Source organism: Actinoplanes sp. NPDC089786 (assembly GCF_040684855.1).
In the GTDB taxonomy this organism is placed as follows: domain Bacteria; phylum Actinomycetota; class Actinomycetes; order Mycobacteriales; family Micromonosporaceae; genus Actinoplanes.
Genome location: NZ_JBFBGU010000001.1, coordinates 238,086 through 264,612, shown reverse-complemented (window position 1 = coordinate 264,612; position 26,527 = coordinate 238,086). Strand labels below are relative to the sequence as shown.

Annotated in this window: 22 protein-coding genes; 15 read left to right on the top strand and 7 right to left on the bottom strand. The window is 70.8% G+C overall.

Annotated features, from left to right (window positions below; all coding sequences use genetic code 11):
- Positions 1-113 precede the first annotated feature (113 nt).
- The 4 genes from moaA (at position 114) to AB0O15_RS01205 (ending at position 6,616) form a co-directional block, all read left to right on the top strand.
- On the top strand, positions 114-1,127 hold the full coding sequence (gene moaA / locus AB0O15_RS01220) for a GTP 3',8-cyclase MoaA (protein WP_364316934.1): 1,014 nt from the start codon (positions 114-116) through the stop codon (positions 1,125-1,127).
- A 91-nt stretch (positions 1,128-1,218) separates the two neighbouring features.
- Positions 1,219-1,461, top strand: coding sequence for a MoaD/ThiS family protein (locus tag AB0O15_RS01215; RefSeq protein WP_364312397.1), 243 nt, complete (start codon positions 1,219-1,221; stop codon positions 1,459-1,461).
- A gap of 561 nt (positions 1,462-2,022) precedes the next feature.
- Positions 2,023-3,420, top strand: a complete 1,398-nt coding sequence (locus tag AB0O15_RS01210; protein ID WP_364312394.1) for a metallophosphoesterase — start codon at positions 2,023-2,025, stop codon at positions 3,418-3,420.
- A 70-nt stretch (positions 3,421-3,490) separates the two neighbouring features.
- On the top strand, positions 3,491-6,616 hold the full coding sequence (locus tag AB0O15_RS01205) for a UvrD-helicase domain-containing protein (protein ID WP_364312391.1): 3,126 nt from the start codon (positions 3,491-3,493) through the stop codon (positions 6,614-6,616).
- A 6-nt stretch (positions 6,617-6,622) separates the two neighbouring features.
- Here the strand turns inward: AB0O15_RS01205 and AB0O15_RS01200 are convergent, their stop codons facing one another.
- Entirely contained in the window at positions 6,623-7,048 is a 426-nt protein-coding gene (locus AB0O15_RS01200) for a prepilin peptidase (RefSeq protein ID WP_364312389.1), read from the bottom strand.
- A 207-nt stretch (positions 7,049-7,255) separates the two neighbouring features.
- On the opposite strand from AB0O15_RS01200, the gene AB0O15_RS01195 reads away from it, so the two are divergent.
- The 4 genes from AB0O15_RS01195 (at position 7,256) to AB0O15_RS01180 (ending at position 11,236) form a co-directional block, all read left to right on the top strand.
- On the top strand, positions 7,256-7,942 hold the full coding sequence (locus AB0O15_RS01195) for a hypothetical protein (protein WP_364312386.1): 687 nt from the start codon (positions 7,256-7,258) through the stop codon (positions 7,940-7,942).
- Between the two features lie 109 nt (positions 7,943-8,051).
- A complete protein-coding gene (locus AB0O15_RS01190) occupies positions 8,052-9,254 on the top strand; it encodes an ATP-binding protein (protein ID WP_364312384.1) in 1,203 nt (400 codons plus the stop codon).
- Between the two features lie 21 nt (positions 9,255-9,275).
- Positions 9,276-9,815 carry a DoxX family protein gene (locus AB0O15_RS01185; RefSeq protein WP_364312381.1) on the top strand — a complete coding sequence of 180 codons (540 nt, stop codon included), beginning with the start codon at positions 9,276-9,278 and terminating at the stop codon, positions 9,813-9,815.
- 146 nt (positions 9,816-9,961) lie between these two features.
- The gene (locus AB0O15_RS01180) at positions 9,962-11,236 is read left to right on the top strand and encodes a glycosyltransferase 87 family protein (protein ID WP_364312378.1); all 1,275 of its coding nucleotides are present in this window, start codon (positions 9,962-9,964) and stop codon (positions 11,234-11,236) included.
- On the opposite strand, the gene AB0O15_RS01175 is transcribed toward AB0O15_RS01180, so the two are convergent.
- Genes AB0O15_RS01175 through moaC form a run of 4 tightly spaced genes read right to left on the bottom strand, consistent with a single transcriptional unit; the run spans position 11,223 to position 13,869 of the window.
- On the bottom strand, positions 11,223-11,642 hold the full coding sequence (locus AB0O15_RS01175) for a molybdenum cofactor biosynthesis protein MoaE (protein ID WP_364312375.1): 420 nt from the start codon (positions 11,640-11,642) through the stop codon (positions 11,223-11,225). The two genes, AB0O15_RS01180 and AB0O15_RS01175, sit on opposite strands and share 14 nt — an antisense overlap.
- Positions 11,639-12,853: a molybdopterin molybdotransferase MoeA gene (locus AB0O15_RS01170; protein ID WP_364312372.1), complete on the bottom strand. Its 1,215-nt coding sequence runs from the start codon at positions 12,851-12,853 to the stop codon at positions 11,639-11,641. Before AB0O15_RS01170 ends, AB0O15_RS01175 begins: the two co-directional genes overlap by 4 nt.
- 57 nt (positions 12,854-12,910) lie before the next feature.
- Entirely contained in the window at positions 12,911-13,381 is a 471-nt protein-coding gene (locus tag AB0O15_RS01165) for a MogA/MoaB family molybdenum cofactor biosynthesis protein (protein WP_364312369.1), read from the bottom strand.
- Positions 13,378-13,869 carry a cyclic pyranopterin monophosphate synthase MoaC gene (gene moaC, locus AB0O15_RS01160; RefSeq protein WP_364312366.1) on the bottom strand — a complete coding sequence of 164 codons (492 nt, stop codon included), beginning with the start codon at positions 13,867-13,869 and terminating at the stop codon, positions 13,378-13,380. The genes AB0O15_RS01165 and moaC overlap by 4 nt, the downstream gene beginning before the upstream one ends.
- A gap of 522 nt (positions 13,870-14,391) precedes the next feature.
- Between moaC and AB0O15_RS01155 the strand changes: the two genes are divergently transcribed.
- The 3 genes from AB0O15_RS01155 to AB0O15_RS01145 are packed head-to-tail and all read left to right on the top strand — an operon-like array spanning position 14,392 to position 18,596.
- Complete coding sequence (locus AB0O15_RS01155) at positions 14,392-16,926, top strand: bifunctional diguanylate cyclase/phosphodiesterase (RefSeq protein WP_364312364.1); 2,535 nt, start codon at positions 14,392-14,394, stop codon at positions 16,924-16,926.
- Positions 16,926-18,170 carry a glycosyltransferase 87 family protein gene (locus AB0O15_RS01150; RefSeq protein WP_364316931.1) on the top strand — a complete coding sequence of 415 codons (1,245 nt, stop codon included), beginning with the start codon at positions 16,926-16,928 and terminating at the stop codon, positions 18,168-18,170. The genes AB0O15_RS01155 and AB0O15_RS01150 overlap by 1 nt, the downstream gene beginning before the upstream one ends.
- Entirely contained in the window at positions 18,171-18,596 is a 426-nt protein-coding gene (locus tag AB0O15_RS01145) for a zf-TFIIB domain-containing protein (protein WP_364312362.1), read from the top strand. It begins immediately after the preceding gene.
- Positions 18,597-18,615: 19 nt separating this feature from the next.
- Here AB0O15_RS01145 and AB0O15_RS01140 read toward each other — a convergent pair whose 3' ends face one another.
- Positions 18,616-19,836, bottom strand: a complete 1,221-nt coding sequence (locus AB0O15_RS01140; protein WP_364312359.1) for an SUKH-3 domain-containing protein — start codon at positions 19,834-19,836, stop codon at positions 18,616-18,618.
- Positions 19,837-19,906: 70 nt separating this feature from the next.
- On the opposite strand from AB0O15_RS01140, the gene AB0O15_RS01135 reads away from it, so the two are divergent.
- The 4 genes from AB0O15_RS01135 to AB0O15_RS01120 are packed head-to-tail and all read left to right on the top strand — an operon-like array spanning position 19,907 to position 25,082.
- The gene (locus tag AB0O15_RS01135) at positions 19,907-20,308 is read left to right on the top strand and encodes a YbaB/EbfC family nucleoid-associated protein (protein WP_364312356.1); all 402 of its coding nucleotides are present in this window, start codon (positions 19,907-19,909) and stop codon (positions 20,306-20,308) included.
- Entirely contained in the window at positions 20,301-20,633 is a 333-nt protein-coding gene (locus tag AB0O15_RS01130; RefSeq protein ID WP_364312354.1) for a hypothetical protein, read from the top strand. The genes AB0O15_RS01135 and AB0O15_RS01130 overlap by 8 nt, the downstream gene beginning before the upstream one ends.
- Positions 20,630-24,772, top strand: coding sequence for a toxin glutamine deamidase domain-containing protein (locus tag AB0O15_RS01125; protein WP_364312351.1), 4,143 nt, complete (start codon positions 20,630-20,632; stop codon positions 24,770-24,772). Before AB0O15_RS01130 ends, AB0O15_RS01125 begins: the two co-directional genes overlap by 4 nt.
- The gene (locus tag AB0O15_RS01120; RefSeq protein WP_364312349.1) at positions 24,765-25,082 is read left to right on the top strand and encodes a hypothetical protein; all 318 of its coding nucleotides are present in this window, start codon (positions 24,765-24,767) and stop codon (positions 25,080-25,082) included. The genes AB0O15_RS01125 and AB0O15_RS01120 overlap by 8 nt, the downstream gene beginning before the upstream one ends.
- Here AB0O15_RS01120 and dnaB read toward each other — a convergent pair.
- Positions 25,079-26,383, bottom strand: a complete 1,305-nt coding sequence (gene dnaB / locus AB0O15_RS01115) for a replicative DNA helicase (protein WP_364316928.1) — start codon at positions 26,381-26,383, stop codon at positions 25,079-25,081. The genes AB0O15_RS01120 and dnaB overlap by 4 nt on opposite strands.
- Between the last annotated feature and the right edge of the window lie 144 nt (positions 26,384-26,527).

Here is a 26,527-nt window from a genome sequence, read left to right as displayed (position 1 = left end):
CAGGATGGATCAGGCTTCGCGGGAGCCGGGCCGGGCGGGCTAGTTTTGATCGCGTGAGCGAGCTTCGCGAACGGCTGGATGTGCCCGAGGTCATCGTGCGCGGTGGCGGCGGTGTGCGCCCCGGCGGGCTGGTCGACCGGTTCGGGCGGGTGGCCACCGATCTCCGGGTGTCGCTCACCGACCGGTGCAACCTGCGGTGCACCTATTGCATGCCGGCCGAGGGGCTGGCCTGGATGCCGAAGGACGAGCAGCTCACCGACGCCGAGGTGATCCGGCTGGTGCGGGTCGCGGTCGAGCGGCTCGGCATCACCGACGTGCGCTTCACCGGTGGCGAGCCGCTGATCCGGCGTGGTCTGGTCGAGATCGTGCGCGAAACGGTGGCGATGCGGCCACGGCCACGGCTGTCGGTCACCACGAACGGCATCGGGCTGGAGCGGCTGGCCGGGGCGCTGCATGAGGCTGGGCTCGACCGCGTCAACGTCTCCCTGGACACGCTCGATCCGGTCCGTTTCGACGAGCTGACCAGGCGAAACCGCCATGGCGACGTGCTCGCCGGCCTCGCCGCGGCGGCGCGGGCCGGGCTCACTCCGGTGAAGATCAACTCGGTGCTCATGCGCGGCGTGAACGACGACGAGGCGCCGGCGCTGCTGCGCTTCGCGCTCGATCACGGGTACGAGCTGCGGTTCATCGAACAGATGCCACTCGACGCCCAACACCAGTGGGACCGCCACACCATGGTCACCGCCGAAGACATCCTGACGTCCCTGGCCGAGTTCGATCTGCGGCCCGATGAGGTTTCACGTGGAACGGCGCCCGCCGAAACGTGGATCGTCCCCGGCTACCAGGCCCTCGACGGCGGCCCCGCCCGCGTCGGCGTCATCGCCAGCGTGACCAGGCCATTCTGCGGCGACTGCGACCGTACCCGCCTGACCGCCGACGGCCAGATCCGCAACTGCCTCTTCGCCACCGACGAGTCCGACCTGCGCCACCTGCTGCGATCCGGCGCAACCGACGAGGCCATCGCCATCGCCTGGCAGAAGGCCACGCTCCCCAAGCGCCCCGGCCACGGCATCGACAACCCCGCCTTCCTCCAGCCGACCCGCCCCATGTCCGCGATCGGCGGCTGACTCGCATGCGTCTTTCCCCACACGCTTGGCCGGCGCCCGGGTGCGGCTGTGCGATGGTGACGCGACACGAGCTTTCCGGGAGGGCGTGGCGATGCTGACGGTCCGCTATTTCGCCGGCGCTCGCGCGGCTGCGGGCGGGCTGCCCGCCGAGCAGGTCTCCGCCGCCACGCTGAACGATGTGATCTCCGTGCTGACCGCCCGCCACGGCGAACGCCTGGCAGTCGTCCTCAAGGCCGCGAGCTTCCTGGTCGACGGCCTGAGCTGCCACAACCCCGACGCGGCACTCCCCTCGGAGGCGACGGTCGACATCCTTCCGCCCTTCGCCGGCGGCTGAGCCACCCCGCTCAACCTTCCCGCCGCTTGACGGGGCGGCCCGAGGCGCTGTCCGCGTGGCCGGAGCGCCTCCTGGTGGGTGACGGGCAAAGGGTCCAGCGTCGGCGGTCACCTATGTGCGCTCCGCGATCTCCTCACGCTTCCGGCCTGTCCGCTCGGGGCCGCACGATCACCTCCACGACTGCTGCTCGGAGCGAGGAGTGGGACGTGTTGCCTATATGCGCTCAGAGCAAGGGGGCCGAGCACGCTGGTCACGGCGCCCGGGAAGGTGGGCGGTGGAGGTCGTCCGGCTTCACCGCCCTCCACGGCCCCGGTCTGACCGTCGGAATCGGATAGACGGCGCCGGGGCTGGCGGGGCGGATCGACCGTGTTGCGGTGGGTGGGATTAGGGGCGGGTGGGACTCGGATCGCTGTGAAGATCCTGAGGCCGGGGGTCGGATGGGGCTGGGCTGCTGGAAGATGGAGCGAATGCCCTCTTCGAGGGTGGCCTGGCTTGGTCGGTTGATGGTCAGCCAGGGCTGCGGCGTGGCTGGTAGCGCGCCTGGCGTCGTAGGAGTGATGGGTGCTCGGGTTCATCGGGTTTGCGTTGGTTCTGGTGGTGGGGATTCATCTCTACCTGTGGAAGCGCCTGGTTCGGGACACCATGCGGCCGGGGGCGGGGCGGAAGGTCGCCGGGTTCGCGATGCTTCTGGTGGCGCTGCTCATTCCGGCGACGTTGATCTTCGTTCGTAACGGGTACGTGCAGTGGCTTGCCTGGCCGGGGTATCTCTGGCTGGCCCTGATGTTCTATCTGCTGGTTGCGCTGGTTCTGCTGGAGATTCCGCGGCTTGTCGTCAACCTGGTGTGGCGGGCGGTCGGGCGCCGTGACCGAGAACCGGCCAGCCTTCACGCCGCTCGCTCCACCGGTCTGGGTGGCGGCACCAGCAACCCCACGACCAGCGACAACGCCGACCCGCTCGCCGAGGACGACGCCACCGCGAAGAACGACGTGGCAACAGACAACGGTGAAGGCGCGAGTAGGAGCAAGGCCGCAGCAGGTGGCGGCACGGCGTCGCCGGCCGGCACGGCCAAGGGATCGGCGCCAGGTGGCAATGCGGCAGACGAGAAAGCGGCAGACGACAAGGCGGGGATCGGGCGACGGCTGCTGCTGGCGCGTGGCGCTGCGATCTTCGCTGGGCTGACGGCCGCGTCGGTCACCGGGTATGGCGTCAAGACCGCGCTGGGCGGGCCTCGGCTTGATCGCGTGCAGATTCCGATGGCCAAACTGCCTCGGGCCATGGACGGCACCCGGCTCGCCGTGGTCTCGGATATTCACCTCGGGCCGCTGACGGGGGCCCGGCACATGGGTCGGATCGTGGAGATGATCAACTCGGTGGACGCCGATGTGGTGTGCATCGTGGGGGACCTGGTTGACGGGTCCGTTGCGGAGCTCGGGCGGTTCGCGGCGCCGCTGGCGGATGTCCGGTCCAAGCAAGGGGCCTACTTCGTCACCGGGAATCACGAGTACTACTCGGGCTTCGAGCAGTGGATCGACGAGGTCGACCGGCTCGGGGTGCGGCCGCTGCGCAATGAGCGGCTGGAGATCGTCACCCGTGGGGGTGCCTTCGACCTGGCGGGAGTCAACGATCTCGGTGGGACCGCGGTCGGCGACGGGCCGAACTTCGACGCCGCGCTGGGCAACCGGGACGGCGCCAAGCCCGTGGTGCTGATGGCCCACCAGCCGGTGGTCGCCCGTGACGCCGCGCGCTTCGGCGTCGATCTCCAGGTGTCGGGGCACACTCACGGTGGCCAGATGGCTCCGTTCAACTACCTGGTCAAACTCCAGCAACCGGTGGTTTCCGGCTACGGCGAGGTCGATGGCGTGCCGGTCTACGTGACCAACGGCGCCGGCTTCTGGGGGCCGCCGGTCCGGGTCGGCGCCCCTCCGCAGGTCACGCTGATCGAGCTCAAGGCGCCCTGATCCGGGCCATCAAGATCCATAACTGGCTTTGAGCGTGGCGGCGCGCCGGGCCGAGAGCCGACGTGACAGGATGCAGCGCGTGCCCTCGGACAGCGAGGAATACGTAGCGGACCTGCACATCCACTCGCGATTTTCGCGAGCGTGCAGCCGCGACCTGACGCTGCCCAATCTCGCCTGGTGGGCCCGCCGCAAGGGCATCGCGCTGCTCGGCACCGGTGACTTCACCCACCCCGCCTGGCTCGACCATCTCAAGGAGAATCTCGAGCCGGCGGGCCACGGGCTCTACCGGTACGCGGCCGAGGACGAGGTCACCAAGCGGCTGCCGGGCTCGCTGCAGGCTTCCCGCCCAGCGCGATTCATGCTCAGCGTCGAGATCTCCACGATCTACAAGCGCGACGACCGTACGCGTAAGGTCCATCACCTGATCTACCTGCCCGACTTCGAGGCCGCCGCGCGTTTCAACACCGCCCTGGGCCGGATCGGGAACCTCACCGCCGACGGCCGCCCCATCCTCGGCCTCGACTCGCGCGACCTGCTCGAGATCGTGCTCGAGTCGAGCCCGGACGGCTATCTCGTGCCGGCGCACATCTGGACGCCGTGGTTCTCGGCGCTCGGCTCCAAGTCGGGCTTCGACGCGATCGCCGACTGCTACGCCGACCTGGCCGGCCACATCACCGCCGTGGAGACCGGCCTCTCCTCCGACCCGGAGATGAACTGGCGCGTCTCCAGCCTGGACCGCTACGCCCTGGTGTCCAACTCGGACGCTCACTCGCCGCCGGCGCTGGCCCGCGAGGCGACGCTGTACACCGGCGAACCGGACTACGACGCCATCCGAACGAACCGGACCTTGAAGGGCACCCTCGAGTTCTTCCCCGAGGAGGGCAAGTACCACGCCGACGGCCACCGCACGTGCGGCGTGAACTGGGAGCCGCAGAAGACCCGGGAGAACGCCGGCCGATGCCCGGAATGCGGCAAACCGCTGACCGTCGGCGTGCTGAGCCGGGTCGAGGATCTGGCCGACCGTGACGAGCCCAAGATCCGCCCGTACCAACCCGAGCATTTGATCCAGCTGCACGAGATCCTCGGTGAGATCAACGGCGTCGGCCCCAAGTCGAAGACCGTGGACGGCCAGCTCACCCACCTGGTCGCCACGCTCGGCTCGGAGCTGGACATCCTGCGCAGGGCGCCGCTGGACGCGATCGGCCAGGCCGGCGGCGAGAACCTGCGGGAGGCGATCACCCGGTTGCGCGCCGGCCGGGTCCGCCGGGTTCCGGGGTACGACGGGGAGTACGGCGTGATCACCCTGTTCGAGCCGGGTGAGCTGCGGACCGGCGAGCCTCAGCTGGAGACGCTCTTCGACATGCCCGCCGTGCCGCAGCAGCGCAAAGCGGAGCCGCCCAAGGTCAAGGCGCCCGTACCCAAGGTCAAGGAGCCCAAGAAGAAGGCCCGGCCGATCGCCCCGCCGCCGTCCCCGCACGAGCCGTTCGAGCCGATGCTGGCCGGCATGGAGGAGGTCGGCACCGGCCTGCTGGACCGCCTCGACGCGATGCAGCGGGTGGCCGCCTCCGCGCCGGGCGGCCCGCTGCTGATCGTGGCCGGCCCGGGCACCGGCAAGACCCGTACGCTCACCCACCGCATCGCCTACCTTTGCGCCGAGCTGGGCGTCTTCCCCGAGCGCTGCCTGGCCATCACGTTCACCCGCCGGGCCGCCGAGGAGCTGCGCGAGCGCCTGGACGCCCTGCTCGGCGACGTGGCCGAGGACATCACCGTGGGCACGTTCCACTCGGTCGGCCTGACCATCCTCAAGGAGAACGCGAAGCTGGCCGGCCTGCCCGCGAAGTGGCGGGTCGCCGACGACGCCGAGCGCGCCCAGGCCCGGGAGCAGTCCGGCGACGACGACCTGGCCTACCGGAAACTGCTCCGCCAGCAGGACCTGGTCGACCTGGACGACCTGATCGCGATGCCGGTGAAGCTGCTCGGCGACGAGCCGGCCCTGGTGGAGAAGTACCGCCGGCGCTGGCAGTGGCTGTTCGTGGACGAGTACCAGGACGTCGACGAGCTGCAGTACGAGCTGCTCCGGCTGCTCAGCCCGGCCGACGGCAACCTGTGCGCGATCGGCGACCCGGACCAGGCGATCTACAGCTTCCGGGGCGCCGACGTGAAGTACTTCCTGCGCTTCAACGAGGACTTCACCGACGCCCGGCTGGTCCGGTTGACCCGTAACTACCGGTCGGCGGCGCCGATCCTGGCCGCGGCGGTGCAGGCGATCGCCCCGTCGTCGCTGGTCAGCGGCCGGCGGCTCGATCCGGCCCGGCTCGACCCGGAGTCGCCGCTGGTCGGGCGGTACCACGCCCGGAGCGTCGCCGACGAGGCCGACTTCGTCGTGCGTACCGTGGACGAACTGGTCGGGGGCCTTTCGCACCGATCGCTGGACAGCGGGCGGGTGGACGGCCGGGCGATCTCACCGGGCACGCTGTCCTTTTCGGACATCGCGGTGCTGTACCGCGCCGACGCCCAGTCCGGGCCGATCGTCGAGGCGTTGTCCCGGGCCGGCATTCCGGTGCAGAAGCGGTCACACAACCGGCTGCGGGACCGGGCCGGCGTGCAGGTGATCGCGCGCGAGTTGCGGCACGCCGACGGCCCGGCCGGTTCGCCGGCCACGCGGGTCAAGCTGGCCGCCCAGGTGCTGGCCCAGCGGTACGCCGCGCCGACCCTGGACGCCGAGCACCTGGCGCCGGACGACATCTGGGCCGCGGCCGAGCTGCTGATGCCGCTGGCCCACCGGATCGGCGACGACCTGCCCCGGTTCCTGCAGGAGATCGCGACCGGCGCCGAGGTCGACGCCCTCGACCCGCGGGCCGAGGCGGTGAACCTGCTGACCCTGCACGCGTCCAAGGGCCTGGAGTTCCCGGTCGTCTTCCTGGTCGGCTGTGAGGACGGGCTGCTCCCGCTGCGCTGGCCGGGCGCGTCGCCGGACGAGGAGGATGTCGCCGAGGAGCGCCGGTTGTTCTTCGTCGGGCTGACCCGGGCCCAGGACCGGCTCTATCTGAGCCACGCGGCGCGGCGGTTCCGGCATGGCACCGAGCGCGAGCAGTCGCCGACACCGTTCCTGGACGCGATCGACGCCGGCCTGTTCGAGCGCCTCGGCGACACGCTCCCGGCCCGCCCGAAGGACCGCCAGCTGCGCCTCATATAACCAGCGTCAGATGAGCAGTGTCGCGAGCGCCCCGCCGAGCAGCGCCGGACCGAACGGCAGTGGGTCACGCCGACCGAGCCGCCGCGTGGCCACCAGCGCGAATGCGGTCGGCCCGACGATCAACGGCGGCAGAGCCAGGCCCAGGAGTACGGTGTGCCAGCCCTGAACACCGAGCCCGAAGGCCAGCACCGCGCCAAGCTTCACGTCCCCGAATCCCAGCCCCTCGCCAGGCAGCAGAGCCACCCCAAAATACAAGGAAAACACCAGAATGGACGCCGCGAGCCCGCGCGCCAGAGCAACCGCCGGCCGGTCGAGAACCGGCAGCACCACGGCCATGGCCAGCAGGAACACCAGTGGGTCGGGCAGCCGGCCGGAGCGCAGGTCGGCCCGCGCCAGGAGCACGCCGACGACCAGCGCGGGAAGAAGGGGCACGGCCGAGACCGTAGCGAGGCGCGAGCGTGCCCCGTTGGACCCTGTGGACAACCGCCCCGGCGCCCTCGGTCAATTAGGCGACACACAGGCTGATTTGGGGCGCTTGTCGCTCAAGTGTTGCCTGGTCGGCGCGATTTCGGGAGTCACGCCGCGGAAAGTGCACGCTACGGTGGCGTACAGCGAAGACGCGCCCTGGAGGAAACGCTGATGACGCAGAACGGTCCGTACCCCGGCCCGCCGTCGCAGCCGTGGAACAACAACCAGGGCTCGTCGGACGAGCCGTACACCGAACCGGCCGACCCGTGGGGTGACCACCCGACGGAGAGCGCGTCGAGCCCGAACTGGGGCCACCACCAGGCCTCGGTGCCGCCGGCCACCGACACCGGCCATTCGACCATCGCGCCGCAGCCGAACTACGCGAGCCCGCCCCCGCCGGTCTGGGGGCATCAGCCACAGCCACAACAGCCGCGGAAGCGGAACACCCCGATCGTCGCCCTGGTGATCGTGCTCGGCCTGCTGATCTGCGGCGGCCTGGGCACGACGGCCTGGCTGCTCTCGGGCCGGGACGACGACGCGCGCGGCTCGACCGCCGACCCGACCGCCTCGGCCACGACCAACCAGGTCACCGACCCCCAGCCGCGCAGCAGCGAGGACGCGCGGTTCGTCACCAAGGGTCAGTGCGTCCGCAACGAGGGCAACGCCGACAACCCCGAGATGAAGATCGTCGCCTGCGCGAGCGGCACGTTCGAGGTGCTCAAGCGGGTCGACGGGCGGACCACCGGCGAGTCCGACGCCGAGCAGAAGTGCAGCAAGGTGCCGGGGTACACCAAGTGGTACTTCTATGACAGCGAGCTGGACAGCCTCGACTTCGTGCTCTGCCTCAAGGAGCGCTAGGTCGCTCTACGTCCGTCTAGCAATATCGCTAGACGAGCTAAGAGAGCCGCATAAGCGGGTATAGCCAGCTCTAGCGAAAACGCTAGATGCCCCGATACTGTCCTACGGCATGGACCCGGTACGGAACCCGTACGCTCCCGGCGCAGGTCAGCGGCCTCCCGAGCTGGCCGGCCGCGATCGCGAACTGGACGCCTTCGACGTCGTGCTCGAGCGGGTGGCCCGCGGCCGCCCCGAGCGCAGCCTGGTCCTCACCGGCCTCCGCGGCGTCGGCAAGACCGTTCTGCTCAACACCCTGCGCTCGGCGGCGATCGGCCGGCTCTGGGGCACCGGCAAGATCGAGGCCCGACCCGACCAGTCGCTGCGCCGTCCGGTCAGCGCCGCGCTGCACATGGCGATCCGCGAACTCGCCCCGCATCACCGCGATCCCGACCGGGTCGACGAGGTGCTGGGCGTGCTCAAGGCGTTCGCGCTGCGGGCCAACCACCCCGACGCCAAGCTGCGGGACCGCTGGTCACCGGGCATCGACGTGCCACCGGCGCGGGGCCGGGCCGACTCCGGCGACATCGAGATCGACCTGGTCGAGCTGTTCACCGACGCCGCCTCGCTGGCCACCGACGTGGGCACCGGCATCGCCCTGTTCATCGACGAGATGCAGGACCTGGGCCCGGCCGACGTCTCCGCGCTGTGCGCCGCCTGCCATGAGCTCTCCCAGCTCGGGGCGCCGCTGATCGTGGTCGGCGCCGGGCTGCCCCACCTGCCGGCCGTGCTCTCGGCGGCCAAGTCGTACTCCGAACGCCTGTTCCGCTACCAGCGCATCGACCGGCTCGACCGGATCGCCGCCGACCTGGCCCTGGGCGCGCCGGCCGCCCGGGAGGACGTGGCCTACGAACCCAAGGCCCTCGATCTGCTGTACGAGAAGTCCGGCGGCTACCCCTACTTCGTGCAGGCGTACGGGAAGGCCACCTGGGACCACGCCCCGCAGTCGCCGGTCTCCGACGCGGACGTCCGGGTGGCCGCGCCCGAGGCCGAGGCCGAGCTGGCGGTCGGCTTCTTCGGGTCGCGGTTCGAGCGGGCCACGCCGGCCGAGCGGGAGTACATGCGGGCGATGGCCCAGCTCGGCGGGGAGGCCGCGGACGACATGGACCACTCGGTGCCGACCTCGGACATCGCCAACGCGCTCGGCCGCAAACCGGCCAGTCTGTCTCCGGCCCGGGACGCCCTGATCAAGAAGGGGCTGATCTACTCGGGCGAGCGCGGCACGGTCGCCTTCACGGTTCCACATTTCGGCCGCTACCTGCGTACGCAACCCTGATCCGCGGGTATACAGGGGTTCATGAAGCCCGTACGCACTGTTGCTCGCGTCATGCTCTCGGCGATCTTCGTGTCCAGCGGCATCAAGGTGCTGCTCGACCCGGACAGCCGGGCCGAGTCCGCCGGCCGGGTCACCGGCCGGGTGGGGCCGTGGCTGGAGAAGGTCGACCCGCGCCTGCCCACTGACACCCGCACGCTGATCCGCATCAAGGGGGTCGCCGACGTCGTTGCCGGGGCCCTGCTCGCCTCGGGACACCTGACCCGCCCGGCCGCCGGGGTGCTGGCCGCCGGTCTGGTGCCGACCACGGTCGCCGGCCACGCGTTCTGGGCGGTTCCGGCCGAACAGCGGGCGGCGCAGCGTACCCAATTCCTGAAGAACCTCGGTCTGCTCGGCGGCCTGCTGCTCGCCGCGGCCGACACCGAGGGGCGGCCCGGGCTGGCGTACCGCACGACGCACGCGGTGGATCGCTCCCAGCGCGGATTGAAGCGGGCCGTGCGCACGGCACGCCGCGAGGCGAAGATCGCCACGATGTCCGCCGCCGCGGGTCGCAAGCTCGGGTGACCTCCGGAGCACCATCGGCGTTGAACGCTCAGGGGGCCGTGAAATTGGTCCGAGCGTTCTAAGCTGGCCCCGGCGTGCGAAGCGGGGGTGCCGTGCGGACGATGGCTGGGCGAGTGCGCGGGCTGAGGCCCCCGCGACGGTCCATCGTGGTCACTGTGGGTGCGGCCGCCGCGCTCGTTGCGGTCACGATCATGATGCAGCGGTACGCCCTGAGCACGCTGGCCGTCGATCGGGCGGCGATCCGGGGCTGGCTGGCCGGTGACGGGTTGTATTCCTACCATGATCCGGCGACGATGCTCGGCACCGCGATCTCGCCCCCGGGCGCCTTCGCGATGGTGCCGCTCGCGCTGCTCCCGCTGAACCTGGGCGGGTGGCTGCTGGCCCTGGCCGGCCTGGCCGCGCTGACGCTGGCGCTGGTCGCGCTGGCCGGCCCGATCGCGCGGCGGCACCGCCGTCCGGCGTACCCCATCGTGCTCGTCGCTCTTCTGCTCGCGCTGGCCACCGAGCCGGTGCGGGCCGTGCTCGGGCTGGGTCGCTGGGACCTCGTGCTGTTCGGCCTGATCGTGGCCGACCTGATCGGGCTGCGCCGGAGCGCGTGGGCCCGCAGCCGGGCGATCTGGTGGCCGGGCCGCCGCTCGACGGCGCCACGCGGGCCGCTGGGGCGGTTCTGGGCCACCGGGGCGTGGGCGGGCGCCGGGATCGGGCTGGCCACCGCGATCGCCGTCGGCCCGGCGCTGTTCATCCTCTACCTGGCGATCACCCGGCAGTGGCGGGCCGCCCTGATCGCGCTGGGCACCGCGGCGACCCTGGCCGCGGCCACCCTGCTGGCGGCGCCGGGCACGAAGTCGGCGTGGTTCGGCGAGGTGCTGTGGCGACTCGACCGCACCGGCGGCGTCGACCAGACCGGCAACCAGTCGCTGGCCGGCGTGCTGGCCCGGCTGTACGACTCGGCCACCACGCCGATCCTGCTCTGGGCGTCGTTCGCGCTGCTGCTGGTCGCCGTGGGTTTCATCCGGGCCCGGTCGGCCCACCTGGAGGGCGACGAGGTCACCGCGTTCACCCTGGTCGGGCTGACCGGGGCGATCATCGGGCCGGTGACGCTCACCGGCGAGCTGATCTGGGTGCTGCCGGCCGTGCTGCTGCTGGCCGCGGCCGGGGCGCGGGCGCGGTGGGAGGCGGTCCGGCCGCGGCCCGGCGTGCTCGGGCGGTTCCCGGGGCTGGGCTGGTTCGCCGCCGCCGGGGGCGGCTACCTGCTGTTCGTGGCCGCGCCGATCTGGACCGTCGACGACGTGCTGGTCCGCAACGCGTACGCCATCGCCCTGATCGTGATCGTCAACGCGCTGCCCTGGAACTCGGGCACGGCGCCGGCCTTCCCGATCGACCGCTGGGTGACGCAGCGGTCGAGGCTCAGGGACAGTTGACCCATTCCTCGGTGCCGTCGGTGAAGAGCTGACGCTTCCAGATCGGCAGCCGGGCCTTGGCCTCGTCGACCAGCCGGGCGCAGGCGGCGAAGGCGGCCGCGCGATGGGCCGTGCTCACCGCCGCGACCAGGGCGACATCGCCGATCTTGAGGGAACCGACGCGATGGGAGACGGCCACCGCGAAGACGTCCGGGTCGGCGGCGATCTCGTCGGCCACCTCGCGGAGCACGGCCTCGGCGGTCGGGTGACCCTCGTAGTCGAGCAGGGTGACCCCGCGACCGCCGTCGTGGTCACGCACGACGCCCTGGAACGAGACGACCGCGCCGGCCCGCGGATCGTTGACCGCCGCCTCGTGCGCGGCGAGATCGAGCGGCACGTCGCCGACCTGCACGATCACCACGGTCATCGGCGTTCTCCGGCTTGGAGGGGCAGGGGCAGGAACGGGAGCAGGTCGCCGGCGGCCGCCTCGGTGCCGGGGTCGACCAGCAGGAAACCGTGCGCGTTGGCCAGCCCGCGCAGCATGGCCGAGCCGACGTGCCCGACCGGGGTGGCCGACCGGCCGCAGGCGTCGAGCCGGGCCAGCGCCAGGTGGGTGTCGTTGCCGCGACCCTTCACCGGGGCGGTCGTGACCACCACCGGCAGCGTCGGCTCGGGGCGCCCGGCCAGCCCGTCGAGCAGCGGCTGCACCAGCGTGACCAGGGCGATCACCGCGGACTGGGGGTTGCCGGGCAGCCCGGCCAGGAAGCGGTCACGGCCGTCGGCGCCCTGGGCCCGGGCCAGCAGCATCGGGAAGCCGGGACGCACCCCGACCGTGTTGACCACGTATTCGGCGTTCAGCTCGGCCAGCGCCGGGTGCAGGTGGTCGACCGGGCCGTGCATGGTGCCGCCGGTCGTGCAGACCAGGTCGGCGGTCTCGAACGCCTCACGGATGGCGGCCAGATGGGCCTCGAGGGTGTCCTCGACCGGGCCGGCCACCTGGGCCGAGGTGATCTCGGCGCCACAGCGCCGCAGCCAGGCGGGCATCTGCGGGCCGAGCGAGTCGCGAACCCGGCCGTCGCCGGGCGGGCCGCTGGTCAGCAGCTCGTCGCCGAAGATCCGGAGCGCGGCCCGGGCCCGAGCGCTGACCGTGAGCGATTCGTAACCGCAGGTGGCGGCGACGCCGATCACCGCCGGGTCGATCGCGGTGCCGGCCGGGATCAGCTCTTCGCCCTTGGTCGCCTCCTCGCCGGGCAGGCGCCACTCGGGCGCCGGGCGGGGCGTTCCGCCGACCCGGCCCTCGGCGTCCTGGGTGGACTCCTCGACGCGGATCAGCGCCTCGGCGCCGGCCGGGACCATCGCGCCGGTGGCGATCTCGACGCAGGTGCCCGGCTCGGTCAGCGCCTCGGGGGTGTGGCCGGCCAGCACGCGGCCGGTCGGTCGCCACGGCCCAGGGCCCCGCACGGCCCAGCCGTCGATGCTGGAGGTGGGGAAGGCGGGCAGGTCGGTGAGGGCGAGCAGGGGCTCGGCGAGGGTACGCCCGTCGGCCGCGTCGAGCCGGACGACCTCGGCCGGGCCCGCCGCCGCGCGACCCGCCTCGTAGGCCAGCCGCCGGGCGGTCACCCAATCCACAGCGCTCACGTCCTCGACCCTACTGCGTCGGTGACCGCGCCCGGGTCTGGCTGCCCTCGCGTTCCCTCAGTGGTCGCCGCCTCGGATCTGGTCGGTCGTGTGTTTCAGGAGGGGGCCGAGGACCGCCAGGCCGTCCTTCGCGCCGCCGGTGGAGCCGGGCAGGTTGACGATCAGCGTGCGCCCGGCCACCCCGGCCAGGCCGCGGGACAGGGCGGCGGCCGGCACCTTGTCGCGGCTGTGCGCCCGGATCGCCTCGGCGATGCCCGGGATCTCGAAGTCGAGCACGCCGCGGGTCGCCTCGGGGGTGCGGTCGGTCGGCGTGACGCCGGTGCCGCCGCTGGTCAGCACCACGTCGAAGTCCTCGGCCACGGCCGCGCGCAGCGCCTCGGCGACCGGGTCGCCGTCGGGCACCACGACCGGCTCGCCGGGCACCTCACAGCCCAGGTCGCGCAGGCCGGCCACGAGCAGGGGGCCGCTGGTGTCGGCGTAGACGCCGGCCGAGGCGCGGTTGGACGCGACGATCACCCGGGCCCTCATCCGCGGTGCTCCGGGCGTACCCAATCGCCGGTCTTGCCGCCCTCTTTGCGCAGCACCCGCACCGCCTCGACGCTGGCCGCGGGGTCGACCGCCTTGACCATGTCGATCAGCGTCAGACCGGCGACGGCGACCGCGGTCAGCGCCTCCATCTCGACGCCGGTGCGGTCGGCGGTCTTCGTGGCCGCGATGATCTCGACGCCGCCGTCGGTGAGCTCGAGATCGACGGTCACGCCGGTCAGCGCGATCGGGTGGCAGAGCGGGACCAGGTCGGGGGTGCGCTTGGCGCCCATGATCCCGGCGATCCGGGCCACGGCCAGCGCATCTCCCTTGGGCAGACCGTCGCCTCGGAGCAGGGCGACGACCTCGGGCGTGGTGACGAGACGGCCGGCCGCGACCGCGCGGCGGGCACTCACAGACTTGGCCGACACGTCAACCATGCGGGCCGCGCCCGTCTCGTCGACGTGAGTCAGCTGGGATTCGTCGGGCATAACGGGAGTTTAACGACCTCGACAAAAAATCGGATTCGCATATCCGGGCCAGAGGACGCACAATTCCACTACGACAAATTACGGCACCTCTCCGCTGGTCAGCGGCATGCCGGTCCGTTGATAACTACACATCAGTGGATATTGATTGTCAATCCTTTGGGTTAGCAGAAAAACACTGTCCGCTATTCGGATACTCCGGCCAAACCCACCGTCTACATTGCCGTGAGTTCTTGATTCGAAACATTCTGTGACGCCGGTGCGTCGGATTCTCGCTTTCTGCGCATACCGACATGAATGCCTACCAATGTGGCAACGGATCACATAACGTTCCTCATGTCGCGACACGGTCTACATCGACAAGGACTTCGGAAGGGCTCGCGAAGGCCCACCGAGGACCCAGGGGGTTAAGGAGAGCGCCATGCGTGGATCTGAGTGGACCTGAGCTAGATGCGCCGGGCCCGTCCGTCGCAATACGCTGAGCCTTGGCCGGCAGCTCGTCCGGCCGCTCGCCGCGGAGGGCCTGTGACTCACGAGACAAGCTCCAACGACGACGTGACTGACAAGCGGCTCGCGCTGCTGGTCAGTCTCGTCGTCGTTGCGGGTGGAATCGCCGTGGTGACGTCACTGGGCACCGCCTGGCTGGCCCCCGAGGGCCGCCCGACGTTCCTGGTCTCGGCCGGCATCATCGCCGCCATCGCGGTCGGCAGCCGCACTCAGTGGCGGATCCGCATCCTGTCGCACGGCCGGGGCATCTCCTGGCCCGAGGTCGGCGTCCTGGTCGGGCTCGCGGTCATGCCGCCCGTCTGGGTGATCATCTGCACCTGCGCGGCCATCGCGATCGCGAAGTTCACCGCCGGCCTCACCCTTCAGAAGGCGTTCTTCGGGGTCGGGCACGACGTTCTCGGCGCGACGGCGGCCGCGTTGGTCTTCGCGGCGCTCGAGGTGCCGCACAACGTCGATGACCCCCAGCTGCGGGCCGGCGCGCTGGCCCTGGCCACGCTGGCCATGTGGCTGGTCGACGAATCACTGGTGGTGCCGGTCATCGCGCTGGCCACCCGGGTCAGCCTGCGGCAGTCGCTACGGGCCAACTGGGACATGCGGCTGATCGGCACGGTCGCCCGCTACGTGGTCGCCGCCCTGGTCATCGGCATTCTGTCGCTCGGCGGCGACGCCCGCCTCCTGCTGCTGGTCGTGCCCCTGGTCATGTGCATGCACCTCTGGCAGACCGCACAGATCCGCAACCGTGAGGAGCGGCGCTCCTGGCAGCGGCTGGCCGAGGCGACCGACGAGCTCAACGTCACCGACCTGACCGCCGTGCTGGCCGCCGGGGTGACCCGCACGGCCCAGCTCTTCTCGGTCGACGAGGTCGACATCGAGCTGCTCCTGGGCGACACGAAACGGCTGGTCCGCGGCAGCTCCGACGGCCTCCGGTACGACGGGCCGACCGCCGCCGCGCCGGCCCGCGACGGCGCCGAGATCGTCCGGCGGCTCGCCGGGCACGACGGCAGCAACCCGATGGGCGAGCTGCGGCTGCGGCTGAGCCGCTCGGTCAAACTCTCCGGGTCGGAGAACTACAAGCTTCAGACGTTCGCCTCGGCGCTCTACACGGCCATCCGCAACGCCGCGGCGTACGCCGAACTGGAACGCATCTCGGCCGAGCACGCGTACGACGCCGCGCACGACCCGCTGACCGGCCTGGCCAACCGCCGCGAGCTGCTCGACCAGGCCGGCCGGATGTTCACCGAACGCCCCGACGAGGGCATGCTGGCGCTGCTGCTGATCGACCTCAACCACTTCAAGGAGGTCAACGACACGCTCGGACACGCGGCCGGTGACGAGGTGCTGCGCGAGGTGGCGGTCCGGCTGCAGAGCGCCGCCCGGCCGGCCGACCTGGTGGCCCGGCTCGGCGGGGACGAGTTCGCGGTGCTGCTCACCGGCCTGCCGTCCCCGGCGATGGCCCGGCACCGGGCCGAGACCCTGCTCGCCGCCCTCGACCACACGATCGACGTGGACGGCATGCGCCTGACCGTGGAGGCGTGCGGCGGCATCGCCCTGGCCCCCGGCTCGGGCGGCGTCACCGAGCTGCTGCGCCGCGCGGACGTGGCCATGTACCAGGCTAAACGCTCCGGCACCCGAACCGCCGACTATGCACACTCGCGCGACACCGCCGACGTCGGCCGGCTCATGCTCGGCGGCGAGGTCCGCCGGGCGGTCGCCGAGCTGGAGTTCTCCGTCGACTTCCAGCCCATCGTCGACCTGGGCAGCGGCGAGGTGGTCGCGGCCGAGGCGCTGGCCCGCTGGCACCACCCCGAACACGGCGACCTGACCCCGATGCAGTTCCTCGAGACCATCGAGCGGTCCGGGCAGCTGCCCGCCTTCGCCGACGCCGTCCTCGAACAGTCGCTGGCCGCCGCCGACGCGTGGCGCGAGGCCGGCTTCGACATCCCGGTCGCGGTCAACGTGTCGCCCCGCAGCCTGCTCGACCCCGACTTCCCCGAGGCGGTCCGGTCCCGGCTCAGCAACCACGGCGTCCCGTCCGACCGGCTGGTGCTCGAACTGGCCGAGACGCTGACCATCAGTCAGCTCGAGGTGGTCGAGCGCGCGCTCGTCGAGTTGCGCGACGCTGGGGTACGCCTGGTGCTCGACGATTTCGGCGCCGGCGTGTCGCCGCTGTCCGTGCTCAGCCGGATTCCGGTGCACCAGCTGAAGATCGGGCGCGAGTTCGTGGCCGCGGTGGAGACCTCCACCGAGGCGGCGGCGGTCATCCGGTCCACCGTGGACCTGGCCCGCAGCATGCACCTCACGGTCATCGCCGACGGGGTGGAGAGCGAACCCCAGCGCGCGGCGCTGTGGGAACTCGGCTGCGTGGCCGGCCAGGGCCACCTCTTCGCCCGCCCGATGCGCGGCGGCCGGCTGCTGGCGGCGTTGCAGCGTGGCACCGGCGGCCGGCCGGGTGTGCTGGCCGGCGCCCTGCACGACGTCGGCTCCGTGGTGCGGCTGCCACGCCGCCGGCCTCCCGGCCCCCACCGATCGTCTCTGCCACACTTGCCCGCGTGATCGCCCGACTGCTCACCCGCGCCGACCAGGCCGCGGGCGGGCGGATCCTGGACGCGGCGCTCTACGCCCTCTCCGGGTTGTTCGCGCTGGTCACGACGCTGTCGTCGACCCTGTTACCCCATCGGGCGTGGGGTTCGGTGGCGGCCTGGGGTTACCTGGCGGCGCTGCTGCTCACGCCGTTCGTCCATCGCCTGCTCCTCACCTGGGCGACGTTCGCCGCGGTGTCGCTGCTGCCGCTGGTCATCCAGGCGGTGCAACGGGCTGGTGGGCGTCTCGACCGCGCCCAGGAAGAGGTCTCGGTCGTCGAGGAGATGGGTCACGGGCTGGCGTCGACCGGGTCGCCCTATCTCTCGCGCGCTGACATCGCCGCTCTTCCCGCTCAGGATCAACTCGACGCGTATCACCCCTATCAGCCCGGAATGGCGGTCTTCGGGCTGCCGCGGGCGTGGTTCGGGGACTTCTGGTGGACCGACTCGCGCGTGTGGTTCGCCGTCGTCATGGTCGGCGCGGTGGCCTGGGCGACACGATTTCTCCTGACGACCGGCTTGGAGGTGCGGGCCCTCCAGGCGGCGACGATCTTTCCGGTCTGCGCGCTCACCCTCGCCACCGGCGGCGACGACATGCCGGTGCTGGCGCTCTGTCTGCTGTCGATCGCGTTCTGCGCCCGACATCGCTTCGGCGCGGCCGGGCTCGCGGTCGGCGCGGCGGCGGCGCTCAAGCCCTTCGCCTTCCCGGTGGTGATCGTGCTGGCGGTGCTGGCCTTCGCGACCCGCCCGCCCAGGAACAGCCCGGACGCCGGCCGCCCGTGGCGGCGCTTCCTGCCCGGTGCGGTCGGCCTGCCGGTGCTGGCCCTGGTGCCGGCGTTGCTGGTGAACGCGGACGCGTACGTCGAGAACGTGGTCCGGTTCCCGCTCGGGCACGGCCTGGTGAGCAGCCCCGCGCAGTCACCGTTCCCCGGCTACCTGATCGCGTCGTCCGTGCCGGGCGGGCGGTACGTGGCGCTCGGCCTGCTGGTCCTGGCCGGACTCACGATCGCCGCGCTGCTCCTGCGCCGCCCGCCGCGTACCGCCGCCTCGGCCGCCCTCTTCTGCGGGTACGGCCTGCTGACCGCGATCCTGCTGATGCCGACGACGCGGTTCGGCTACCTGCTGTACCCGATCGCGTTCCTCGTCTGGGCGACGGCACTCAGCAGACCCACAGCAACATCGGCCCCGCGAAGAGACACGGCCTTGTACCGTCAGTGAATGCAGATGACCTGCCCCAAGTGTCACGGCGAGATGCGGAACTACGAGCGCAGCGGCGTGACCATCGATCAGTGCACGGAGTGTCGCGGCATCTTCCTTGACCGCGGTGAGCTGGAAAAGCTCTTCGAGGCCGAGGCGAACTGGCAACAGCGTCAGAGCGCCGGTGGCCCGCCCCGGCCGCAGCAGGCGCCGGCCCCGGGTGGCGCGTACAGTCCACCGCCCCCGCCGCCCGCCCACGGTGGCGGTTACGCGGCGCCGCCGCCCCCACCGGTTCACGGCTACCCGCCGGCGCCGGCCCCGGGTTACGGCCAGCCCGCCTACGGACAGGCGGCACACGGCGGCGGCTACCACGGCCACTACCGCCAGCGCGGTCACCACGGTCACTACAAGCGCCGCAAGGGCTTCCTCGGCGAACTGTTCGACTGAGACCGGCCCGACAACCGCATCACCACGTGCCGTCGTCCTGGACCCGGGCCGCGGGGCCGTCGCCCATCACGAGGTCAGTCATCGCCTCGTCGGTGGTTTCGCCGATGAGCCACTCGCCGCCCTGGTCCAGGGCGAAGACTCGGCCGCGTTCGTCCACGGCCAGGATCGAGTCGCCGTCCTCCTCGGTGCCGAACGGGAACAGCGGCACCCCGATCACCTCGGCGAAGTCGGCCAGAACGCCCGCCGTGTGCAGGGCGACGCGCATGTCGAACTGGAACAGGCGCACCCGGTGGCGTACCCCGGGCATCCGTCTCTTCGCGACCATCACCGGGAAGTCGACCAGCAGGCGCCGCGCCGCCGGGAACGTCTGATGGCCGTGCTGCTGCGCCATCGTGATCTTCTGGTCGGCCAGCGCCTCACGGCCGATCAGCCCGATCAGCGGCTTCCACCCGCAACCGGCCAGCCGCCGGGCGACCTCGTCGGGGAAGCGGTCCGGCTCGGCGGGCTGGTCGTCGTACCAGGGCGGGCCCCACACCGGCACCTCCTCCCAGGACTTCACGCCGAAGCCGGCCAGCCCCGTCGCGCAGGTGTCGCAGGGTGCCGCGGGGGCGCCGGCCAGCGGGTCGCCCGGTTCGCGTACATAGAACGCCTCGAAGATCGAGTCACGCATCGCCTCGCGCGCGGTCTCCAGGGTGAGCGGCTCGGAGCGCGCGCGTTCCACCTCGTGCAGCGCGTCGGAGAGCACGATCAGCTCGGCGTGGCGCTCGCAGCCGCGGACCAGCTCACCATGCGGCGCCGCGGCCCGGAACATGCCGGCGATCAGCGGGTGGTGGTCGATCTCCTGGTCGCCCTTGGCGCCGCGGGCCCGGAACACGTGTCCGTCCACAGTCAGGTGTGCGGCCGTGGTCGGACTGTGCTTGCGCCGCACGCCGCGCAGCAGCTCGACCGACGGCTGCACCGTGCGGCGCTGGGCCGACAGGGCGGGGTGCTGCGCACGGTAGAGCTCGGCCAGCGTCTCCACCGGCACGGCCGGCCAGGTGGTCACCAGGCCCAGGTCACGATCGATGACCGTACGCCCGCCGTCACCCGGCTCGGCGGTCGCGGCGTCGGCACGGCGCGTCCACACCGCGTACCCGAGATCGAACTCGACCACGACGGCGCTGCACTCGTACCCCCGCCTCGCGGTCTCGAGCCGCGCCCACCCGGCAGCGATCTCCTCGGCCTGGGCCAACGTGATCATGGAGCTCCTCCCCGGGTGACCTTCGCGGTGTGAAATTACCGGACCACGCAAGGTTGCGGGGAGCGGTACTGTGCTCGCTGGAACGGCAGGGGAGGGCCGGGTGGCGGATCAGGCTGACCGCGACGTCAACCACGCGTTGCGGGCGCGCTTCGACGAGGTTGCGGTCCAGGTGCGCCGACTCCGCTCCGGCCTTGGTGACCTGCAGGAACAGATCGCGGCGCTGCGAGTGAGCGCAACCTCGCGCGACGGCAACGTAACGGCAACCGTCGATGCGCGCGGACACCTGGTCGACCTCGCCCTGCGCAAGAACCCATCGGCGTCGATCATTGTCTCCACGGTCCAGGCGGCCGAGGCGTCGGCTCAGCGTCAGGTCCGCGACATGATGGGTTCACTCCTGCCCCCGTCCTCCGGCGCGATGCGATACATGGCGGACGGCGACCTGCGGTCCCTGTGGCGGAACCCCGATGAGTGACCACGTCTCGCTCGACCCGGTCGCCGTCGCCGCTGGTGGCGCCGCGTTGTTCGCCGCCGGCCAGGCGTTGGGCGAGCTGCTGGCCGACACGCGTACGACGCTGATCCCCGCGACCGCGGCCCATCCGTGGGGCACCGACGAGATCGGGCACGCCTTCGACGACGGCTACCGGCCCGCCGAGCAGGAGGTTCTCGCCGCCTTCGAGGCGATGGCAAGGCAGGTGCGGGCGCTGGGCGAGCAGGTCCAGGCCGTCGTGGCCGAGCTTCAAGCCACCGATCAGACCGCTGGGGTACGGGTGGAGCGCTCCTATCAGGAGCCCACGTGAGCGTGCTGCCGAGCCCGATCCCCCATCCGCTCGAGTTCAGCCCGTGGGAGATGCCCGGGTGGGTGTACGAAGCACTCGAATGGGTGGTGGGCTTCGACTGGCCGTCCGGCAACGAGGTCGCCACCTGGGATGTCGCCGACCGGTGGTATGCGCTGGCCGGCGCGCTGACCGACCCACGGGACGACGCCGCGGCGGCGGCCGGTGACATCCTGGCCGGCTATTCTGGGGCGGGCGCGGACGCGTTCGAGGAGGCCTGGCAGGGCGTACCCCTCGAAGCCTTGATCGAGGTGGCCCAGGAACTCGGCCAGATGGTCGAGGAATGCGGCTGCGACATCGAAGGCGCCAAGATCGAGGCGTGGATCGAGCTCGGCCTCTTCGTCATCGAGCTGATCGGCATGGCGGTGGCGGTCGCGGCCACCCTGGGCGCGGCATCCCCCGCGGCGGGCGGGCTGATCGCCGCGACCCGGCTCATCATCCAGCAGATCTTCCGCCGCCTGGTCGAACAGCTGAGCCGCAAGGCGCTACGGCAGGCCGGATCGCGGGCGGTCAAGCAGTTGTCGACCCGGGCCGGGCGGATGGCGCTGGCCCGCGGGGCGCTGCACGAGGGCTTGGACGAGGCGCGGGAGGAGTTCGCGACCAACGCGCTGATCCAGGGCTACCAGAACACCACCGGCCGTCGTGACGGTGTGGACGCCGCCGACCTGGGCCTGTCGGCGGCGGCCGGGTTCGGCGGGGGTTTCGCCGCGGGCGGGGCCCACGTCGGCGCCGGCCACGGCCAGCACGGGGTGGTCCGGGGCGCGGCCGGCGAGGTCCTCGGCGAGTTCGGCGGCGCCGCGGTCACCGGCGACCTGCCCGACCTCGAGGGCATGGCCAAGTCGGCATCCTCGGGCGCCGTCGGCTCGGCAATGTCCGGCGGTCACGGTCTCAAGACCGGCGGCCTGGACATCTCCTCCCTGGACACCGCGGGCCCGGGCACCCTGTCGGCGCTGGCGGGCGACACCCCCACCCCGTCATCCGCCTCGTCGGCATCTCCTACCTCTCCGCTTTCCGCGCCGGCGCCCGACGTCACTGCTCCGCCGCATGCACCTTTAGAGACCAGCCACTCGAAGTCCGACAGCTCTGTGACCGACGTCATCCGCCCTGACATCACGGCTGCGGCATCAGATCTCGCCGACGACCGGGTCGACCACGTCGCCGGAGGCCCCGGTGAATCCTCAGCTACGCGAGATGGTGGCCGAGCCCCCACCAGCGACATTCCTGGCCCGAGTAGCGATTCGACCGACAATCCCACCAGACCTACTGCTACACCCAGCGTGGGTGTCGCCCCCGGGCCGGTCACCGCGGACGTCGTCACCGCGCAGGCGCCGACGGCTGCTCCGACAAGCACTGACCCGGCCTCGGCAACCAGCCCGAACTCACCAACGCCGACCATTCCGTCTCCCAGCCCCACGCCAACTCCGGCCGTCGGCCTGGAGCCTTCTCCGACCGGCATTCTCGGCACTCCTCCGACGTCGAACACCGACTCCCCCCTGCCACCTGCGACATCTCAGACAGGCGGCCGCACACCGACACCGACCGTCCCCTCCACGACTGCGCCACTGAATCGGCCTTCGCCGGAGCCAACTGGTGCGCCCGACCTGAGCCGGTCCACGATGGACTCAGGGATCACCCATCCCTCGCACCGCCCTGTCCCCGATCCCGGCAAGCTGCCACGCACCGGCCCGTGGGACACCCCGCCCGGCCACGTCGACCTCACCGGCCCCCGAGCGGCCGCCGCCACACCCGCTGTCGACATCGCATCTCCGCAGACCAGGCCGTCGCCGACTCACCCACCCACAGCGGCCGGGCCACCCGCCGCAGACACCGCACCCCCGCGCGACAACCCGACGCCAGGCATCGTCGGCCCATCGGTCGATGACGCCCCGAACCGGCCCAGCTCACCGGACGCCCGCGCCGGCGTCGCACCGCCTCACGCCGGGCCGCCGCCCTCGGACACGATGTCGCCGGTTCGGCCTTCTCCGGACGTTGTGCCTCCACGGGATCGGCCGGGCCGACCCGATGACCAGGACCCGCAGGACGGGACGCCGGCGGATCGGCCACGGTCGGATCTGGATCTGATCGCCGCCGCGTTGGGGCCGGGCGCGCCGGCTGCGCCAATGCGGGATCGGGCACCAGTTCGGGCGCCGGACGATCAGCAGCAGATCGACGCCTACCTCGGGTATCTGCGGGACTCCCGCCAAGCCTTCGAGACGGACCGGCGGGAACGTGACGCCCGGGCGCTGAACAACGAGTCGGAAAGCTGGGCCGGTTCGGCCGGCCGGCTGGCCAACGAGGCCGCCGACGCGCGGGCGCGGGGGTTCACGTTGCGGGCCGGCGAGCTGAGCGCCGCCGCACGGGAGGCCGAGCGCCGGTCCGTGGTGCTGTCCGCCGAAGCGGACCTGGTCGCAGCGAACCTGGTCCGCCCACCGCGCACCGACGTCGAATTCGACGCATGGGACCGCCTCAACAACGACGTGGGCATCCTCGCCCCCGGAGGCGTAGACACGGACGACCGGTCAAGGGTCACCGACGACGACATCCCGGCGCCGGTGGAGAAAAGCCGGAACTACGACGAGCCGGGCGGCCTGCGGCGTCCTCTGGCCGTACATCAGAAAGACCTGGAGCGAGCCGTCCCGAAGGACCACCGCGGTCGCCCTCTCCGCAACCCCGACCCGCGCGAGGGCCATTGGTTCGGCCTGGCCAACGACGGCGGCCCCCGGGCCGACGCCACCCGGGGAATCAACTGCGTCGACGGCGTCCTGTCGCTGTTCGACACCTACGTCCACGGCCGCCCGAGGGTGTCAGCCCCAAGGACATTCGACTCGTACGCCCAGGGCGAACCGACAAGACCCCTGAACCCCGAATCCGGTGGCTTGTCCCGCATAGAGGCCACAGCCCGCGGCGGTTTCGTCAACCTGACCCCACCGGACCCCAACCCGAAGCGCGCGGTGGACCAGGCTCTGACCAACCTGTCCCGCCAACTCCTGTCCTTGGAGCACGGCGCCTTCGCCTTCATCGTCACCCAGTCCGAGGCCGGCGACGCCCACGCCTGGGCAGCAATAAACCACGGCGGAACCGTCCTCTTCCTAGACCCTCAAACAGGCAAAATCGCCGAAGACAAGCCGCTCTACACCCACACCGGCCACCCAAACCCGTCCAATGTGGTCGCAGTGAGCGCCTTGCTGACCAACCCGAGCGGCGAGTACTCAACCATCCCAGCCCACCTCTCGCCTACCCCCGCCCACCTGCCCGACCCCTTGGGCGAGGAGGCTGAGCGCAGGGCTCGCGAAGCGGAACTTGAGACGCTCGCCGCTCTTGGCGAGGATAATCGGAGGGCTCTCGCTGAAGCGCAGGAGCACAGCCAATACGTAGCTGACCGCACGTTATCGGTCCTGCGAGGCATCGTCGGCGAAATCAATCCCAGCGCGGATCCCACCGGCCCGTCGTTGATCAAGACCGAAAGTCGCGTCAAGACGCAGGGGTCGATTGCACGTTCGTATATCACCAAGACGGATGGTGAGGAAAAGACCTTGCCGGAATTCTTGGCCGAAATGAAGGATCGGGTTCGATTCTCGATCCAGACACCGGAGAGCGGATACGGGCCAACAGTGAACCAGATCCTCACAAAACTCCAGGATCAGGGTTTCGCGGTAGACGAAGTCGAAAGTTTCTGGGGGTACAGCGGTCGGCACAATGGACTTAATGTCGGCTTGACCGATCCCACCAATAACCGAATGGAAATACAGTTCCCGACGAAGCTCTCCTACGACGTTGGCGAACAAACCCACGGCGACTATGAGGTTGTGCGCCAAGAGGCGGAGTTCTCATTCCGGGAACGAGTCGAAGCATTCTTCAACATCCTCCGGGTCAACAAGGAACTAGGAATCAACGACCGGCAGCCATCAGGTCTTGAGCTCCTGCCTGTGAACAAAACGGTCGACACCTCCTTCAAGAGGTGGTTGAGTAAGAATTCCATCCAATGGGCGAGCTACGTTCGCGCGTTGGAGTCTGAGGGACTGACACTCGACTTCGTTCTGGCGCAGCATAATCTGACACGCGACGATGTGATGCCGTGTGGAGAGGCACAGGACCTTGACTGACAATGCCACCTTCGAGTACATAGCAATTCTCGACTCAGGTCTGAGCCGTGTTACAAGCCTGGCCGCCTATACACAGTCACTGGATGAGCCGCTCCGCGGAGTTCTTTGGAGTGCCCGAGAACGTAAGTGGGTATACCGGCCTTCGTCGATTGCCTTCTTCCACTTCGATCCTGAACAGGAAGACCGTACTCAGATGGTCGATCGCACCGAGGCTGAACGCATCGCACGTGAAGATCTGGGCACCGCTGTTCCCAGCGAGGATGAGCTGCGGCAGATCGTCGCCACCGCAGCCAGCGAGGAGAGTCGCTAGACGACGGCCATGTCGACGAAGCGGGAAAGGTGGAGCTGGGCGGCCACCGTGACGGTGTCGGTGGGGCCGTTTCGGTGTTTGGCGACGATGAAGTCGGCCTCGCCGGCCCGCGGGGACTCCTTGTCGTAGTAGTCGTCTCGGTGAAGCAGGATCACGACGTCGGCGTCCTGCTCGATGGAGCCTGACTCTCGCAGGTCGGAGAGCTGGGGACGCTTGTCGGTGCGTTGTTCGGGGCCACGGTTCAGCTGGCTCACCGCGATCACGGGGCACTCGACCTCTTTGGCCAGGAGCTTCAGACCTCGGGACAGGTCGGCGACCTCTTGCTGGCGGCTCTCGGTGCGTTTCGGGCTGGTCATCAGCTGGAGGTAGTCGACGACGATGAGCTTGAGGTCGTGGCGCTGCTTGAGGCGTCTTGCCTTGGCCCGGATCTCCATCAGGTTCATGCTCGGGGTGTCGTCGACGAAGATCGGGGCCTCGCTGATCTCGCCCATGCGGCGGGCCAGTTTGGTCCAGTCGTCGTCGGAGAGCTGACCGGAACGCAGCACGTGCAGGGGCACGCGGGCCTCGGCCGACAGCAGGCGCATGACAATCTCGATCTTGCTCATTTCCAGGCTGAAGATGGCGCTGGCGCAGTTGGCGCGGATCGCGGCGTTGCGGGCGAAGTCCATGCTCGCGGTCGACTTACCGAGACCGGGGCGGCCGGCCACGATGATCAGCTGGCCGGGGTGCAGCCCGCTGAGCAGGCGGTCGAGGTCGGAGAAACCGGTCGGTACGCCGGTCATCATGCCGTTGGTGGCCCCGACCGCCTCGATCTCGTCGAGGGTCGGCTGGAGCATGTCGGCGAGTATCGCGAAGTCTTCGCTGACCCGTTTCTCGGTCACGTCGTACACGGCCTGCTGGGCCAGGTCGACGACGTCGTCGACGTCACGGCCGCCCATGCCGCCGGTGCCGTACCCCAGCTGAACGATCTTCGTGCCGGCCTCGACCAGGCGGCGCAGCACGGCGCGCTCGGACACGATGCGGGCGTAGTAGGACGCGTTGGCGGCGGTCGGCACGCTCTCGATCAGCGTGTGGAGGTAGGGCACGCCGCCGATGCGCTGGAGATCACCCGAGTCGGAGAGGGCGGCCGCGACCGTCACGCCGTCGGCCGGCTCGCCCCGCCCGTACAGGTCAAGGATGGTGTCGAAGACCGTGGCGTGGACGGGACGGTAGAAGTCGGTTGTCTTGAGGATCTCCACGACATCGGCGATCGCGTCCTTGGACAGCAGCATGCCGCCGAGCACGCTCTGTTCGGCCGCGATGTCCTGTGGCGGCGACTTGTCGAAACCGCCGCCACCGCTGCCCCCGGATGGGCGCGGTGCGGACTGTGGTCGGGCGTCGTCGGTGATCGACACTCGGTGTTCCCCCTCCGCCACGACCGCTCACGCGGTAGCCGGTCTCGCACC

Excerpts from the sequence above, each read along its gene's own strand:
- AB0O15_RS01215 (WP_364312397.1), top strand. The coding sequence starts at position 1,219 with ATGCTGACGGTCCGCTATTTCGCCGGCGCTCGCGCGGCTGCGGGCGGG.
- AB0O15_RS01205 (WP_364312391.1), top strand. The coding sequence starts at position 3,491 with ATGCAGCGCGTGCCCTCGGACAGCGAGGAATACGTAGCGGACCTGCAC.
- AB0O15_RS01195 (WP_364312386.1), top strand. The coding sequence starts at position 7,256 with ATGACGCAGAACGGTCCGTACCCCGGCCCGCCGTCGCAGCCGTGGAAC.
- AB0O15_RS01190 (WP_364312384.1), top strand. The coding sequence starts at position 8,052 with ATGGACCCGGTACGGAACCCGTACGCTCCCGGCGCAGGTCAGCGGCCT.
- AB0O15_RS01185 (WP_364312381.1), top strand. The coding sequence starts at position 9,276 with ATGAAGCCCGTACGCACTGTTGCTCGCGTCATGCTCTCGGCGATCTTC.
- AB0O15_RS01175 (WP_364312375.1), bottom strand. The coding sequence starts at position 11,642 with ATGACCGTGGTGATCGTGCAGGTCGGCGACGTGCCGCTCGATCTCGCC.
- AB0O15_RS01165 (WP_364312369.1), bottom strand. The coding sequence starts at position 13,381 with ATGAGGGCCCGGGTGATCGTCGCGTCCAACCGCGCCTCGGCCGGCGTC.
- moaC (WP_364312366.1), bottom strand. The coding sequence starts at position 13,869 with ATGCCCGACGAATCCCAGCTGACTCACGTCGACGAGACGGGCGCGGCC.
- AB0O15_RS01145 (WP_364312362.1), top strand. The coding sequence starts at position 18,171 with ATGCAGATGACCTGCCCCAAGTGTCACGGCGAGATGCGGAACTACGAG.
- AB0O15_RS01140 (WP_364312359.1), bottom strand. The coding sequence starts at position 19,836 with ATGATCACGTTGGCCCAGGCCGAGGAGATCGCTGCCGGGTGGGCGCGG.
- AB0O15_RS01130 (WP_364312354.1), top strand. The coding sequence starts at position 20,301 with ATGAGTGACCACGTCTCGCTCGACCCGGTCGCCGTCGCCGCTGGTGGC.